This is a genomic window from Cupriavidus nantongensis (genome assembly GCF_041726985.1).
GTDB classification, from domain to species: Bacteria; Pseudomonadota; Gammaproteobacteria; order Burkholderiales; family Burkholderiaceae; genus Cupriavidus; species Cupriavidus nantongensis_A.
The window spans coordinates 3,341,255-3,354,884 of sequence record NZ_CP168303.1; the positions used below are offsets into that span (position 1 = coordinate 3,341,255).

9 protein-coding genes are annotated in these 13,630 nt (G+C 69.2%); 4 read left to right on the plus strand and 5 right to left on the minus strand.

Going from position 1 to position 13,630, the window contains the following annotated elements; genetic code table 11:
- Positions 1-9: 9 nt before the first annotated feature.
- From ACEI37_RS26805 to ACEI37_RS26820, 4 genes are read left to right on the plus strand one after another with little or no spacing between them, the layout of a single operon-like run.
- A complete protein-coding gene (locus ACEI37_RS26805; RefSeq protein ID WP_373378810.1) occupies positions 10-1,386 on the plus strand; it encodes an L-serine ammonia-lyase in 1,377 nt (458 codons plus the stop codon).
- Positions 1,387-1,441: 55 nt separating this feature from the next.
- Positions 1,442-2,179 carry an MBL fold metallo-hydrolase gene (locus ACEI37_RS26810; protein ID WP_373378811.1) on the plus strand — a complete coding sequence of 246 codons (738 nt, stop codon included), beginning with the start codon at positions 1,442-1,444 and terminating at the stop codon, positions 2,177-2,179.
- A gap of 29 nt (positions 2,180-2,208) precedes the next feature.
- Positions 2,209-2,682: an OsmC family protein gene (locus tag ACEI37_RS26815; RefSeq protein WP_373378812.1), complete on the plus strand. Its 474-nt coding sequence runs from the start codon at positions 2,209-2,211 to the stop codon at positions 2,680-2,682.
- A gap of 19 nt (positions 2,683-2,701) precedes the next feature.
- On the plus strand, positions 2,702-3,550 hold the full coding sequence (locus tag ACEI37_RS26820) for an alpha/beta hydrolase (protein WP_373378813.1): 849 nt from the start codon (positions 2,702-2,704) through the stop codon (positions 3,548-3,550).
- Positions 3,551-3,567: 17 nt separating this feature from the next.
- On the opposite strand, the gene ACEI37_RS26825 is transcribed toward ACEI37_RS26820, so the two are convergent.
- From ACEI37_RS26825 to putA, 5 genes are all read right to left on the minus strand, one after another.
- Complete coding sequence (locus tag ACEI37_RS26825) at positions 3,568-4,683, minus strand: YbdK family carboxylate-amine ligase (protein ID WP_373378814.1); 1,116 nt, start codon at positions 4,681-4,683, stop codon at positions 3,568-3,570.
- Positions 4,683-5,909 (minus strand): cation:proton antiporter, encoded by a 1,227-nt coding sequence (locus tag ACEI37_RS26830; RefSeq protein ID WP_092316751.1) that lies wholly within the window; start codon positions 5,907-5,909, stop codon positions 4,683-4,685. The genes ACEI37_RS26825 and ACEI37_RS26830 overlap by 1 nt, the downstream gene beginning before the upstream one ends.
- A 166-nt stretch (positions 5,910-6,075) precedes the next feature.
- On the minus strand, positions 6,076-8,049 hold the full coding sequence (locus ACEI37_RS26835) for a tetratricopeptide repeat protein (protein ID WP_373378815.1): 1,974 nt from the start codon (positions 8,047-8,049) through the stop codon (positions 6,076-6,078).
- Positions 8,050-8,214: 165 nt separating this feature from the next.
- Complete coding sequence (locus ACEI37_RS26840) at positions 8,215-9,366, minus strand: branched-chain amino acid ABC transporter substrate-binding protein (protein ID WP_373378816.1); 1,152 nt, start codon at positions 9,364-9,366, stop codon at positions 8,215-8,217.
- Positions 9,367-9,535: 169 nt separating this feature from the next.
- Positions 9,536-13,519 carry a trifunctional transcriptional regulator/proline dehydrogenase/L-glutamate gamma-semialdehyde dehydrogenase gene (gene putA / locus ACEI37_RS26845; RefSeq protein ID WP_373378817.1) on the minus strand — a complete coding sequence of 1,328 codons (3,984 nt, stop codon included), beginning with the start codon at positions 13,517-13,519 and terminating at the stop codon, positions 9,536-9,538.
- Between the last annotated feature and the right edge of the window lie 111 nt (positions 13,520-13,630).

The window sequence follows — 13,630 nt, forward strand, 5'->3', positions numbered from 1 at the left end:
AGGCCGTCCGTGGCAGTCAGCGTATTCGATCTGTTCAAGGTGGGCATCGGCCCATCGAGTTCGCACACCGTGGGGCCGATGCGCGCGGCGCTGATGTTCGCGCAGGGGCTGGAGCGCGACGGGCTGCTGCCGCAAGTCGCCAGCGTGCGGGTGGAGCTGTACGGCTCGCTCGGCGCCACCGGCAAGGGCCACGGCACCGACAAGGGCGTGATCCTGGGCCTGATGGGCGAGGCCCCCGACACCATCGATCCCGATGCCATCGACACGCGCCTGGCCACCTTGCGCCAGACGCGCGAGCTGTCGCTGCTGGGCCGTCACATCGTGCCCTTCGTCGAGAAGGAGCACATCGCCTTCTACCGGCGCGAGGCCATGGCCGAGCATCCCAACGGCATGAAGTTCCACGCCTTCGATGGCACTGGCGCCACGCTGCGCGAGGCGCGCTACCTGTCGGTCGGCGGCGGTTTCGTGGTCACCGCCGGCGCGCCCAATACGCAGGTGCTCAACGCCGCGCAGCAGTTGCCGCACCCGTTCCGCAGCGGCAAGGAACTGCTCGGGATGGCCAGCGCCAGCGGCAAGAGCATCGCCCGGCTGATGCTGGAAAACGAACTGACCTGGCGCAGCGAGGCCGACGTGGTCAACGGCCTGCTGCATATCTGGGACGTGATGCAGGCCTGCGTGGCGCGCGGCTGCCGCACCGACGGCGAACTGCCGGGGCCGTTCAAGGTAAAGCGGCGCGCGCCCGAGCTGTACCGCAGCCTGACCGAGCGCGCCGAGCGCACGCTGTCCGATCCGCTCTCGGTGATGGACTGGGTCAACCTGTACGCCATCGCCGTCAATGAAGAGAATGCCGCCGGCGGGCGCGTGGTCACGGCGCCGACCAACGGCGCGGCCGGCATCATCCCGGCGGTGCTGCACTACTACGACCGCTTCGTGCCTGGCGCAAACCGCGAGGGCGTGGTCGACTTCCTGCTGACCGCGGGCGCGATCGGGCTGCTGTACAAGCTCAACGCGTCGATCTCCGGCGCCGAGGTTGGCTGCCAGGGCGAAGTCGGCGTGGCCTGCTCGATGGCGGCCGGCGCACTCGCCGCGGTCACCGGCGGCAGCCCGGCACAGGTGGAGAACGCAGCCGAGATCGGCATGGAGCACAACCTGGGCCTCACCTGCGACCCGGTTGGCGGACTGGTGCAGATCCCGTGCATCGAGCGCAACGCGATGGCGTCGGTCAAGGCGGTCAATGCCGCGCGCATGGCACTGCGCGGCGACGGCACGCATTACGTGTCGCTCGATTCGGTGATCAAGACCATGCGCGAGACCGGCGCCGACATGAAGACCAAGTACAAGGAAACGGCGCGCGGCGGGCTGGCGGTGAATATCGTGGAGTGCTAGCGGCGGTGCGGCGTATCATGGCGGCGTTCCCCGGCCAAACAACAAGAGGACGGCCATGCAGACCTTCCACCAGCTGTTCGACGAGACCTCGTCCACCTTTACCTACCTGCTGATCGACGCCGCCACCGGGGACGCGCTGCTGATCGATCCGGTCGACCACCAGCTCGAGCGCGACCTGCAACTGCTGCAAGCGACCGGCGCGCGCCTGGCGTGGGTGATCGAAACCCACGCCCATGCCGACCACATCACCTCGGCCGGCCACCTGGCGCTGCAGACCGGCGCGCATACCGCGGCGCCGTCAGGCTGCGACATCAAGCCCGCACAGAAGCAGCTGATCGACGGCGATACCGTCGCCTTCGGCAAGCAGCTGCTGCGCGCCATCCATACGCCCGGGCACACCGCCGGCAGCATGAGCTACCTGTGGGAAGAAGCCACCGCCGACGGCATCGTGCGCCGCGTCTTCACCGGCGATGCGCTGCTGATCGACGGCTGCGGCCGCACCGATTTCCAGTCCGGCGACGCCGGCACGCTGTACGACAGCCTGACCCGCAAGCTGTTCGCGCTGCCCGACGACACGCTGGTCTATCCGGCCCATGACTACAAGGGCCGCACCGTGTCCACCATCGGCCATGAACGCGCGCACAACAGCCGCGTCGCCGGCCGCACGCGCGAGCAGTTCGTCGAGATGATGCGCAACCTGAACCTGCCGCGCCCCAAACTGATCGATGTCGCCGTGCCGGCCAACCAGCGCCTCGGCCTGCGCGATGGCGAGATCGTGCCGCACGGCGCCTGAATTCTTTCCCCAACCCCAGGAGTCCCTGCATGTCCACCTACACCGCTGAAGTCCTGTGGCAACGCGACGAACAGGATTTCGCCGGCAACCGCTACAGCCGCCGGCATGTGCTGCGCTTTGACGGCGGCGCCGAAGTGCCCGGCTCGTCGTCGCCGCACGTGGTGCCGCTGCCGATGTCCGACGCCAGCGCGGTCGACCCGGAAGAGATGTTCATCGCCTCGCTGTCGAGCTGCCACATGCTGTGGTTCCTGTCGCTTGCGGCCAAGCAGCGCCTGGTGGTCGACCGCTACCTGGACGCGGCCACCGGTGTGATGGAAAAGAACGCCGACGGGCGCATGGCGATGACGGTGGTGACGCTGCGCCCGCAGGTCACGTTCGGCGGCGAGCGCGAGCCGACGCGCGAACAGCTCGACGCCCTGCACCACGCCGCGCACGAGGCCTGCTTTATTGCCAACTCGGTCAGGACCGAAGTGCGCTGCGAGCCGGTGTACGCCGGCGCCTAGCCGCGCCAGCCACACGGCCATGCCTGCCAGCGTGCTGCCCGCCGCAACGGCACCCGCGGCGCCGCCACGGCCGGCGCGGGCACGCCTGTGGCGCTGGCTGGCCGCGGCGCTGGCGGGACTTGCCGCGATCGCCATGCTGCAGGACCACTTCCTTTATTTCCCCGAACGCGCTTCGGTCGACGACATGGTCTCGGCCGGGCTGCGCGCGTGGCCCGGTCCGGACGACTTCCGCGGCCTGGTGGCCGAGCCGCGCGGGCCGGTGCGCGCCACCGCGATAGTGTTCCACGGCAACGCCGGACATGCCGGACATCGCGATTACTACGCCAGCGCGCTCGCGCCGCTGGGCGTGCGCGTGATCCTGGCCGAGTACCCGGGGTACGGGCCGCGCCCGGGCACGCTGGGCGAGCGCAGCTTCGTCGCCGACGCGGAACAGTCGATCATGCTGGCGCGGCGCCAGTTCGACGGCCCGCTGCTGCTGATCGGCGAATCGCTGGGAGCCGGCGTGGCGGCGGCCGCGGCGGCGCGCCAACGCGACAGCGTCGCTGGCGTGCTGCTGATCACGCCATGGGACAAGCTGGCGCACCTGGCCTCGCATCACTATCCCTGGCTGCCGGCCGGCTGGGTGCTGCGCGACCGCTACGACAGCGCGGCCAACCTCGCGAGCTTCGGCCGCCCGGTGATGGTGGCGGTGGCCGAACGCGACACCATCGTGCCGGCGCGCTTCGGCGAAGCGCTGCATGCGTCGCTGGGCGAACCGCGCCGGCTGGCGGTGATCGACGGCGCCGGCCACAACGACTGGACCGGGCATGTCGACGCGGGCTGGTGGCGCGACGCGCTGGATTTCCTGCTGCCGCGCCAGCAGCGCTGACGGGGGGCGAAGCGACGTTATGTTGCCCAGCGGTCGCAGGCCTTGCGCACGGTTTCGCGCTGGCTGCGCGCGTCCGCGTCGACCTGGCGCAGCCAGTGGGCATCGCCGTCGCGGCGCGCGGCCAGTGCGCGGATATTGGCCAGCGCCTCGAGCGAACCGAGCGCCTCGGCATGCGGCACCAGCGCGTCGCAGATCGACAGGATATGGTCCGCGATCGGCATGCGGGTCAGTTCGTTGGGGTGCACGTACTCGCCCTCCAGCCCGAAGCGGCAGGCCTGGAAGCGGTTGAAGGTGTACACCAGGTAGTCGTCTTCCTGCGGCATGAACGGGCGCGACAGCAGCAGGTAGCGCGCCAGCATCTGGATATACGCGGCGATATCGCAGGCGCGCTGCACCGTCAGCGGCGTGTCCATCACGCGGACCTCGATGGTGCCGAACTCCGGCTTGGGGCGGATATCCCAGTAGAAGTCCTTCATGCTTTCGATCACGCCGGTGTTGCGCATCTTCTCGAAGTACGCGGTGAAGGCATCCCATGTCAGCAGGAACGGCGCGCGCCCGCTCATCGGGAAGGCCGCGACCGAGTTCAGCCGCGCCGAGGCAAAGCCGGTATCGACGCCCTGCACATAGGGCGAAGACGCCGCCAGCGCGACGAAGTGCGGCACATAGCGGCCGATGGCGTGCAGCAGGAACAGCGATTCGTCGGCGCTGGGGCAGCCGATATGCACGTGCTGGCCGAACACGGTGAACTGCTTGGCCAGGTAGCCGTACAGCTCGGAGATGTACTGGTAGCGCGGCGAATCGGAGATGGTGCGGTCGGACCATTGCTGGAACGGATGCGTGCCGCCGCCCGCAATGCCCAGGTTCAGCGAGTGCGACGCCGCCACCATCAGGTCGCGCATCACCGTCAGCTCCTCCAGCGCCTGCTGGTAGCTGTGGCAGATGCCGGTGCTGATCTCGATCATCGACGGGCTGATCTCGGGCTTGATGTCGCCGGCATGCTCGGCGCCCTTGAGCGCGCGCAGCAGGTCGGGCGCGAACGGCGCCAGGTCGTAGTCGTGCCGGTTGACCAGCTGCAGCTCCAGCTCGACGCCGAAGGTCAGCGCCTCGGATTGCTTGAACGGTTCGAGCGACATCAGCGCCCTCCTCCATTGGCCCGGATATCGACGCGGACTTCGCCTGCGTAGCGCAGCGCCCAGGCCGCGATCACGGGACCGAAAAGTTGTTCGATAGCCAGCGCGCACAGGATGATGGCCGCCAGCGGCTGTCCCGTGCCCGGGTACAGGCGCGCGACGTCATGCATCAGCAGGTAGGCCAGGCCCGACATCGGCGCCAGCGCCAGCCCCAGCGCCATGCACTGGCGCAGGCTCAGGCCCGAGAACGACCCCAGCGACACCACCCCGGCCAGCTTGGCAACGTGGCGCAGCACCACTAGCGCGATGGCGTAGACGCCGCCCACGGCCCAGTCCTGCGCCGTCAGTGGCAGCCCCAGCGACACCACCATGACGATGATCAGCAGGCTGCCGGCGCTGCCGAAATGCGGCGGCCACACATGCGGCTGGTTGTCCTGGTGCTTGAACACCACGCCGGCCAGCATCAGCGTCAGCGGCATCGACAATTTTAGTACCCGGGTCAGCGCCAGCGTGAACAGCACCAGGCCCACCAGCACCAGGAAGCTGTAGTGGTCGTCGGCCGACATGCGGTCGTAGATGGCATGGCCGAGCTTGCCCACCACCCAGGCCAGCAGGCACGAGCCCACCAGCAGGTACAGCGGATGGAGCAGCGCGGCGCCCAGGTTGCCGTATTCCGAATGCAGCCAGCCGGTAGCAACCTGCACGATGGCGGCGGCATAGATGCTGTTGAGCGCGGCCATGGCCAGCAGCCGCTCGGTGACCTGCCCGTCGGCGCGCAGCTCGTTCTTGAGCTGCAGCACGATGGTGGGCGAGGTGCTGACCGCGATGCCGCCGGCGAGGATGGCCACCCCGGGCGAGGCGCCGATCCACTGCAGCACCGCCGCCACCAGCCCCCACGTCAGCAGGCTTTCAAAGGCACTGGTCAGCAGCAGCCAGCGGTTGGCGCGCAGCCAGGTCAGCGAGAGTCGATGCCCGAGTTCGAACAGGGCCAGCGCCAGCGCCATATCGATCAGGATACGGGTCTGGTTGATCATGTTCTCGTCGACGATGCCGCGGCCCAGCATGCCGGCGCACAGCCCCGCCGCGGCGTAGCCGACGATGCGCGGGCAGCGCAGCCAGCGCCGGCTCAGCTCGCCCGCCAGGCCGGCGCCGACCAGGGCCAGTCCGACCCAGAACAGGCCGCCGGGCGCGAGCGGGAGGCTAGGAAAAAGTTGGCTCAGTCCATTCATGGCGACATGGTAATGTAAGCACTTCACAATCCATGTCAGTGATTGTCCGACAGCGCACCAAACGCGCGTCTTATTTCGGCTATCTTCACGTAAAAAACGCCATCTGCGGATGGCGTTTTTTACATTCCTTACATCTTCAGCCGATTCGCGGGCCGCGGGAGACGTTTCAGACGCCCCACATCTTCCACACCGGGCGGGTCGCCTTCAATGCCGTCTCGACCTGCCCGTACAGCGTGCGCGTGGCGCCCTGCGCGGCGCCGCGGGCACGCGCCTGGTCGAAGTAGCCGAGCGCGGCTTCACGCTGGCCCTGTCCGAGTGCGGACTGCACCGCGCGCAGGTACACCTCGGCGTCCCAGTCGTCACGCACGGCGAAGGCCGCGACGAAGTCCGCCAGCGCGGCATCGTGGCGGCGTGCGGCGTTGTGCACCAGGCCGCGCTGCACGCGCGGGCCGGCCTGGTCCAGCGGATCGCCCTCGGTCAGCGCCACCGCCTGCTCGAACAGCGGCAGTGCGCGCTCGGGCTCGCCCAGGTCCCGCCAGACCTGGCCGAAACGGTTGTACAGCCACGCATCTTCCACCAGCAGCGCGCGCCGCTGCTGCGCCTCGATCTCGGCCAGCGCATCGGTGCGGTCGTGCTCGTCCATGCCTGCCATGCGGGCCTGTAGCAACGCGGCATAGTAGGCACGCGCATGCGCCATCGGGTGCGCGGCCTCGCTGCGGGCTTCCACCGGCAGCGCGTCCAGGCGCGCATCCATGTGCGCCATCGCGGCACGCGCGGCCTCGGTCGGCTCGGCGCCGCCCATGGCCTTCCAGGCGGCGATCATGCGGCTGAAGGCCCAGGTCACGTCGGCCGGGTTGCGCTCGAGCGGGTAGCGGTTGAGCACCTCGCCCGCCAGTTCCGCCACCTTCTGGTGCTGGCCCGCATCGGCGTGGCAGTCGAGCAGGTCGATCCAGTGCTCGATGAACTCGCTCGCGGCCATGCCCTGGCGGTGCAGCGCGATGCGCTCGTCGGCATGCGCGGCGTCGGCCGGCAGGCTGCGCGCCAGCAGCCGGCACAGCAGCGAATAGATATGGGGGTCGGCATTGCCGCCATGGCCGGCGGCATCGCCCTGGCCCGTGGCGAAGTACTGGTCGAAGCGCGCCACGCCCGCGCGCCCTGCCTGCACCAGCAGCGGGCGCAGCGCGGCCTCGGCGGCGGGCACGTCGTCAATGAACTCGCCCAACGCCATTGCGGCGCGGTAGTAGCCGGCGCCGTCGTCACACTGGTCGGTCAGCGTAAAGCGCAGCCACGGCTCGCGCTCGGCCGGGGCGGCGGCGCCGGTGCTGTCCCCGCGCTGTGCCAGCTGGTGGCGCCAGGCCAGTTCGCGTACCTGGCTCTGCGGGTCGGGCACCTGGCGCAGGTAGACGCCGAGGTCGTCGAGCGCGCCTTGCAGGTCGCCGACACCATGGCGCAGCGGCGCGCGCAGCCGGCGCGCCTCGGGATGGTCGGGGTGCTCGGCCAGCACGCGCGCGGCCTGGTCGGCGGCGACGGCATCGCCGGCCGCGGCATCGAGCTCCAGCAGATGCGAGTTGTCCAGCGCGACCCGGCCCAGGCAGACGCGCATCAGCGGCTCCGCCGGCACGCCGGCGGCCTCGGTGCGGGCGATGTAGTCCGACACCAGCGGTGCGATATCGTCGGCGCCCAGGTCGGGGTTGCGCACCATCAGGTCGTACCAGTAGCGCGCCGCGCCGGCGATATCGCCCAGCCGCAGCGCCGCCAGGCCGGCGTGGAAATGCGCGGCCCACTCGCCCGTCAGCAGCCCGCTGCGCTGCGCGGCCTCGTGCAGCCACGGGCGGGCCTCGGCATCGCGGCCCAGGCTCATCAGCATGGCGCCGTAACGGTGCGCGATCACCCCGCGCGAGACCCAGCGGTGCGGCGGCTGCAGCGGCAGCGTGTCGAGCCGCGCCAGCGCCTCGTCCAGCACCGCCAGCGCGGCGTTGGCATCGCCGCTGTCAAAGTGCAGCCGCGCCCGCAGCGTGACGAAATCCACCACCTCGGGGCGCGCCAGCGACAACTGGTCGGCAATCTGCAGCGCTTCGGCGAAGCGCCCCTGGTTGGCTAGCCCGATGGCGTGGTCGTAGCTGGCTTCCTGCTGGGACACGTACTGCTCCTATGGTTTTAAAAAGTGCGAGTGCGGGATTATGCGCCAATGGCGGGGCTCGGATTGGGTCTGGCCCGGCGGGGTCTGGCCCGGCGCCGGCATCCGGAAAAGAAAAACGCCGCCCGCAGGCAGCGTTCTTCGTATGCGCCAGGCGCGGCCGGCGGCTTACTTGCCGCCCACCGTCTCCAGCACCGTCCACTTGCCGCCCACGACCTTGTAGACGGTGATGCCGCCGTCCTTGAGGTCGCCGCGCGCGTCATACGCCAGCGTCTTGGTGGTCACGCCCTGCATGTTGGTCGCGGCCAGCACCGGCAGGTAGCGCGCCGGGTCGGTCGAGCCCGCCTTGACCATGGCCGTCATCATCGCGGTGGCGCCGTCATAGGCGTACGGCGAATAGGTCTGGACCTTCGATCCGAAGCGCTTCTCGTACTTCTTCTCGTACGCGGCGCCGCCGGGCATCTGGTCCAGCGGCAGGCCGGCCAGCGACACCACGGTGCCTTCGGCGGCCGGACCGGCGAGCTTCAGGAAGTTGTCGGTCTTGGACATTTCGCCCGACACCAGCGGGGCCTTGATGCCCAGTTCCTTGACCTGCTTGGCCATCGGCGCGGACTGGGTCTCGGCGCCGCCGTAGAAGATGATGTCCGGGTTGCTGCGCTTGATGTTGGTCAGCACGGCCTTGAAGTCCACCGCCTTGTCGTTGGTGAACTCGCGGCGCACGATCTTGCCGCCGGCGGCCTTGGCGGCCTTTTCGAACTCGTCGGCCAGGCCCTGGCCGTAGGCGGTGCGGTCATCGACGATGGCGATGTTCTTCGCGCCCAGCTTCTTCACCACGAAGGCCCCGATCACCGAACCCTGCTGGGTGTCGGAGGTCATCATGCGGAAGGTGGTCTTGAAGCCTTGCTTGGTGTATTCCGGCGCGGTCGCCATGGCGATCTGCGGAATACCGGCGCGGTTGTACACCATCGACGCCGGGATGGTGGTGCCCGAGTTGAAATGGCCAAGCATGCCCTGGATGCCGTTATCCACCAGCTTCTGCGCGACCACCGAGCCGGTCTTGGGATCGGCCTGGTCGTCTTCGGAAACCAGCACGAACTTGACTTCCTTGCCGCCGATCTTGGGCTTGGTGGCGTTCATGTCCTCGATCGCGAGGACGATGCCGTTCTGCATGTCCTTGCCGTACTGCGCCTGGCCGCCGGTCATCGGGCCGGCAAAGCCCAGCTTGATTTCCTGCGCCTGCGCGAACGCGGCGGAGGCGGCGGTCAGGCCGGCCAGGGTCAGGGCAACGGTCATTGCCGTCTTGTGGAAGGTCGAGCTCATCAGATCTCCTTGGGTCCCAAATGGTGCCGATGTGGTGCCGGTGTGGTGTCGTTACCGGCAGTTGTATTGCGGCGCGGCCTGGCAGTGCCGCGCCGTGCTTTCTGTGCGCGGCGGAGCGGGATCGCCGCCATCGCCGCGCGCTTCGACATGACGCCGTCCGAGGGTTGCCTCAGCCGATCGTCATCAAACTGGCATTGCCGCCCGCGGCCGCGGTGTTGACCGAGAGCGAGCGCTCGATCAGCAGGCGGTCGAGCGCAATGTTCCGTTCCCCGTGCGCCAGGCCCTGGACGCCGATGATCGGACCGGGGCGCGCCGCGACCTGCTCGCACACCGTGCGCAGCTGGTCCGAATCGCCGTGGTGCAGCACCGCATCGATTGCCGTGTCCGTCGCGGTCCAGTCGGCCACCATGCGGACGCGCGATTGTACGCCCTTAGGCAGGCGCGCAAACAGCCCCCGGCCGACAGGGTTTTCCACCCACACGGCCTCGGCGCCAACTGTCAGCACCGCGCCCAGCTGCAGGGCCAGGTCGGCCTCCTGCGCGGCCAGGCACAGTACCCGCTCGCGCGCCAGCAGGGTGTAGGTGTTGCGCTCGCCGGTGGGTCCCGCCAGCGTCACCGCCAAGCCCGAGGCCGAGGCCTCGGCGAAGCGCTCGCACGCGGCCGCCACCTCGGGCAGCTCGCGGCGCGCCCACTCCCGGAAGGCCTCGGTGGCGCGCACAGCATCGTCGTCCGGGCCCACCGTCTGCGCGCCGCCGGCGCCGGCATTGACGTCGGCCGCGCGCACGCTGCGCGCCACCGCGTCCTGCGGGCAGACCGACAGCAGCCGGTGCAGATATAGCGGGCCGCCGGCCTTGGGACCGGTGCCGGACAGCGCCTCGCCGCCGAACGGCTGCACCCCCACCACCGCGCCGACGATATTGCGGTTCACATACAGGTTGCCCACCTGGGCCCGGCTGACGATAAACGAGATGGTCTCGTCGATGCGGGTATGGATGCCCAGCGTCAGGCCATAGCCGGTGCCGTTGATCTGGCTGACCATGGTATCGAGCGCCGCGCGCGGGAAACGCACCACGTGCAGCACCGGGCCGAAGACCTCGCGCTTGAGCTCCTCGATGCTGTCCAGTTCGATCAGCGTCGGCGGCACAAAGGTGCCATGGCGGCAGCTGGCGCCCTGCGCCGCATTGGGATCGGCCTGGTGGACGCGGCGGCCCTTGGCGCGCATCGCATCGATATGGCGCACGATGCCGGCGCGCGCCTCTTCGTCGATCACCGGGCCGACGTCGGTCGACAGGCGGTCCGGGTTGCCCATGTTGAGCTCCTGCATCGCGCCCTTGAGCATCTCGAGCACCCGGTCAGCCACGTCTTCCTGCAGGCACAGCACGCGCAGCGCCGAACAGCGCTGCCCGGCCGAGTCGAAGGCGGAGTTGACCACGTCGCCGACCACCTGCTCGGCCAGCGCCGACGAGTCGACGATCATCGCGTTCTGGCCGCCGGTTTCGGCAATCAGCGGAATCGGGCGGCCGGCGGCGTCCAGGCGCCCGGCGACATTGCGCTGCAGGATGCGCGCGACCTCGGTCGAGCCGGTGAACATCACGCCCTTGACGCGGGCGTCGCCCACCAGCGCGGCGCCGACGGTTTCGCCACGGCCCGGCAGCAGTTGCACTGCGCCGGCCGGCACGCCGGCCTCGCGCAGCAGCCTCACCGCGGCGGCGGCGATCAGCGGGGTCTGCTCGGCGGGCTTGGCCAGCACCGGGTTGCCGGCCGCCAGCGCGGCGGCAACCTGGCCGGTGAAGATCGCCAGCGGGAAGTTCCACGGGCTGATGCAGACCACTGGGCCCAGCGGGCGATGAGTCTCGTTGTCGAAACCGCGGCGCACCTCGGCGGCGTAATAGCGCAGGAAGTCCACCGCCTCGCGCACTTCGGCGATGGCATTGGAGAAGGTCTTGCCGGCTTCTCGCATGATGATGCCCATCAACGACTGCATCTGGGCTTCCATCAGGTCGGCGGCGCGCTCCAGCGCGGCGGCGCGCACGTCCGGCGGGGTCGCCTGCCAGATCGGCGCGGCATTGACCGCGGCCTGCAGCGCGGCGTCGACGTCGGCCTTGCCGGCTTCGGTGACATGGCCGACCACGTCCCGGTGATCGGCCGGATTCAGTACCGGCGTGGTGATGGCATCGGCGGCGCGCGCCACCTCGGCGCCCAGCATCGGCTCGGCGACAAGCCGCTCGCCGGTGCCGGCCAGCAGCGCCGACGACAGCGAGGCCAGCCGATGCTCGTTGGCCAGGTCGATGCCCGCCGAGTTGGGCCGGCTCTTGCCATACAGCGTGCGCGGCGACGGAATGCGCGGGTGCGGCAGGCCGAGCAGGCCTTCGTCGCGGTGCATGGCCTCGACCACGGTCACCGGATCGGCAACCAGTTCATCCAGCGAGATGGTGTCGTCGGCAATGCGGTTGACGAACGAGGTGTTGGCGCCGTTCTCAAGCAGCCGGCGCACCAGGTAGGCCAGCAGCGTTTCATGGGTGCCGACCGGTGCGTAGATGCGGCAGGGCCGGTTGTACTTGCCGTCGGCGGTGGGACCAACCACCTGGTCGTAGAGCGGCTCGCCCATGCCGTGCAGGCACTGGAACTCATACTGGCCCGGGTAGTAGCTGTGGCCGGCAATCTGGTAGATGGCCGACAGCGTGTGCGCGTTGTGCGTGGCGAACTGCGGGTAGATCGCGTCCGGCACCGACAGCAGCTTGCGTGCGCAAGCGATGTACGACACATCGGTGTAGACCTTGCGCGTATAGACCGGATAGCCTTCCAGCCCTTCCACCTGGGCGCGCTTGATCTCGCTGTCCCAGTAGGCGCCCTTGACCAGGCGGATCATCAGGCGGTGGCGGCTGCGGCGGGCCAGGTCGATCAGGTAGTCGATCACGAACGGGCAGCGCTTCTGGTAGCCCTGCACCACGAAGCCGATGCCGTTCCAGCCGGCCAGCTCGGGCTCGAAGCACAGGCGCTCGAGCAGGTCCAGCGAGATCTCGAGGCGGTCGGCCTCTTCGGCGTCGATATTGATGCCGATGTCGTACTGGCGCGCCAGCAGCGTCAGCGACTTCAGGCGCTCGTACAGTTCGCCCACCACGCGCTCGTGCTGCGCGCGGCTGTAGCGCGGGTGCAGCGCCGACAGCTTGATCGAGATGCCCGGGCCTTCATAGATGCCGCGGCCGCGCGAGGCCTGGCCGATGGCGTGGATGGCCTGCTCGTACGAGGCCAGGTAGCGCGCGGCATCGGCCTCGGTCATGGCCGCCTCGCCCAGCATGTCGTAGGAGTAGCGGAAGCCCTCGGCCTCGTAGCGGCGCGCGTTGGCCAGCGCCTCGGAAATGGTCTCGCCGGTGACGAACTGCTCGCCCATCAGCCGCATCGCCATGTCCACGCCCTTGCGGATCAGCGGCTCGCCGCCCTTGCCGATGATGCGCGTGAGCGCCTTGGTCAGGCCCGATTCGGTATGGGTGGCGACCAGCTTGCCGGTCAGCAGCAGGCCCCAGGTAGCGGCGTTGACGAACAGCGACGGGCTCTGGCCCAGGTGCGACTGCCAGTTGGCGCCGCTGATCTTGTCGCGGATCAGCGCGTCGCGCGTAGCCTTGTCGGGAATGCGCAGCAGCGCCTCGGCCAGGCACATCAGCGCCACGCCTTCCTGCGACGACAGCGAGAATTCCTGGATCAGCCCCTGCACCAGGCCTTCGCGCCCAGTGCCAACCTTTTGCTCGCGCAAGCGCGTGGCCAGTGCCTTGGCCATTTTGATCGCGGCCTCGGCCTGCTGTTGCGGCAGGCGTGCCTGTTCCAGCAGCACCGGCACGCAATCGGTTTCAGGACGGCGATAGGCCGAAGTGATGGCTGCACGCAGCACCGACTGCGGCTGGATGCTCTGCGCAAATTCCAGGAAAGGCTGCGGCGCGCCGTCGGCATGGAGCGCATCCGCGCCGTCGCCGGCGTCGCCCTCGGCACCGGCCGCGCCGGCTTCGTACGGCAGGTGGCCGCGCTCGATCTGCTCGAGGTAGCAGAAGATAGCCTGCTTGATCAGCCAGTGGGGGGTGCGATCGATGGATTGGGCAACGCGCTTGAGGCGGTCGCGCGAGGCGTTATCGAGCTTGACGCCAAGGGTGGTGGTGGCCATTGCGGGCAATTCTCCGAAAGACTGGAGCCGCCGCCGGTGCTACCTCGTCCGAGCCGACAGGCAGGGGCGCGCGACCGGCCGCAGCCTGTGAGCTGGCGCGATCTTACTCCC